At 38.6% G+C, this 1,947-nt stretch carries 3 protein-coding genes and 1 pseudogene; all 4 read left to right on the forward strand.

Translation table 11 applies throughout. From position 1 onward, the window contains the following. Nucleotides 1-71 precede the first annotated feature (71 nt). The 4 genes and pseudogenes from QVO99_RS00540 to QVO99_RS00555 all read left to right on the forward strand — a co-directional run bounded on the left by QVO99_RS00540 (nt 72) and on the right by QVO99_RS00555 (nt 1,917). A complete protein-coding gene (locus QVO99_RS00540) occupies nt 72-305 on the forward strand; it encodes a helix-turn-helix transcriptional regulator (protein WP_022315632.1) in 234 nt (77 codons plus the stop codon). A gap of 26 nt (nt 306-331) precedes the next feature. Further along, entirely contained in the window at nt 332-529 is a 198-nt protein-coding gene (locus QVO99_RS00545) for a hypothetical protein (RefSeq protein WP_022315633.1), read from the forward strand. 8 nt (nt 530-537) lie between these two features. After that, a pseudogene (locus tag QVO99_RS00550) lies at nt 538-1,035 on the forward strand (DNA adenine methylase); the annotation flags it as partial. 72 nt (nt 1,036-1,107) lie between these two features. Then, complete coding sequence (locus tag QVO99_RS00555) at nt 1,108-1,917, forward strand: KilA-N domain-containing protein (RefSeq protein ID WP_022315635.1); 810 nt, start codon at nt 1,108-1,110, stop codon at nt 1,915-1,917. Nucleotides 1,918-1,947 lie beyond the last annotated feature (30 nt).

Consider the following 1,947-nt stretch of genomic DNA (forward strand, 5'->3'; position numbering starts at 1 on the left):
AAATCATTTGATTTTATTCTTCTTTTACATAGATATTATTTATCTTTGCGGAGTACAATAAATATGTTCTGATGGCAAAAAAAGATATAAACCGAATCAAGGTAATACTTGTAGAAAAGAAGAAAACCGCAAAGTGGTTAGCTGGGGAACTTGGCAAAGACCCAGCAACAGTAAGTAAATGGTGTACAAATGTCTCGCAGCCCAGCCTTGATACGCTTGTGGAAGTGTCCAAGGCGCTTGACGTGGATGTGAGAGAACTACTCGTATCCACCAAGGAAGAGCCGAAGTATATTCGTGTAGAATGATGGCAGACGAAAGACAAACAAAAAAAATGAACGAATCATCATTATACAAAGTTGGCGATGAAGTGGTGTTTACATTGAACGAAATACAAAAAGAAGGAGTAGTTTCTATTTTTGATGCTAACGGAACATTCGAACGCCCCAGAATCCCATCTTATGATATTTTGGTAGAAAATGAGAATATGCTTTATAAACATGTGCCATACGACATGGTAAGTAAAAAATGACATTAATAATGAATACAAAAGCAAAACCATTCATCAAATGGGTTGGCGGAAAAGGTCAACTCATTGAACAACTGGAAGCCAAACTCCCAGCTGACTTTGATAATTGGGACAATGCTACATACATAGAGCCATTCGTTGGCGGTGGGGCTATGTTGTTCTATATGCTGCAACAGCATCCAAATATCAAACATGCCGTAATCAATGACATTAACAGCGATTTGATTACATGTTATAGAACTGTACGTGACAATGTAGAGCGACTGATTCCTTCGTTGCGTGACATACAAGCAGAATATTACGCTTTGCCAGATATGGAGGCCAAACGTGAGATGCTCATGACTGTACGCCAACGTTACAATGAAAAGAATCTTGATCCGATAGAGAATACAACAAAATTCTTCTTTTTGAATCGTACTTGCTTCAATGGCTTGTATCGTGTAAACAAGAAAGGACTATTCAATGTGCCTTGTGGAAAGTATTTGCAGCCACAAATATGTGACGAAGATGTAGCATAATAACTGTTTCTATATAATTACGACCAAATCATATAGAGATAATGTAATGAGAAGTATAAAATCATGGCAAAAATAATAGTAAAGAATCAAACAATAAAGACTCTATCCAAAAATGGAGTTGATTATATTTGTATCACAGATATTGCAAGACAAAAGAATCCAATAGAGCCAAAAGATGTGGTAAAGAATTGGTTACGTTCTAAAAATACATTGGAATATCTTGGGCTTTGGGAGCAGCTGAACAACCCTAATTTTAAAGGGGTCGAATTCGACCCCCTTTTGAAGGAGGCTGGCTCAAATGCCTTTACAATGAGTCCAACTCGTTGGGTGGAACTCACTAATGCAGTTGGTATTATTTGCAAAAGTGGAGCGAACGGCGGAACTTATGCCCAGAGGGATATAGCCTTTAAGTTTGCAAGTTGGGTTTCTGTTGAATTTGAGTTATACTTGATAAAGGAATTTCAACGACTGAAAGAAGAGGAACAAAAACAGATAGGGTGGTCTGCCAAGCGTGAACTGTCCAAGATAAACTACCGCATTCACACGGATGCTATCAAAGCAAATCTCATACCTGCGGAGGTTACACGTGAGCAAGCTGCCATGAAGTATGCCGACGAAGCGGATGTACTCAACATTGCCATGTTCGGAATGACAGCAAGACAATGGCGAGAACTGAATCCCAACAAGAAAGGAAATATCCGTGACTACGCCAGTATCAATGAACTCATTTGCCTATCGAACATGGAGAACCTCAATGCTGTGTTCATCAATGACGGTATACCACAGTATGAACGACTGATCAAACTAAATCGAATTGCCATCCAGCAGATGAAGATTCTTGAAGATACTGATGGCAGAAAATATTTAAAGTAAAGATACCCGTTGGCGGAATTAATTTAAGTT

It is taken from the genome of Prevotella sp. CAG:592, assembly GCF_000436015.1.
GTDB lineage: Bacteria > Bacteroidota > Bacteroidia > Bacteroidales > Bacteroidaceae > Prevotella > Prevotella pectinovora.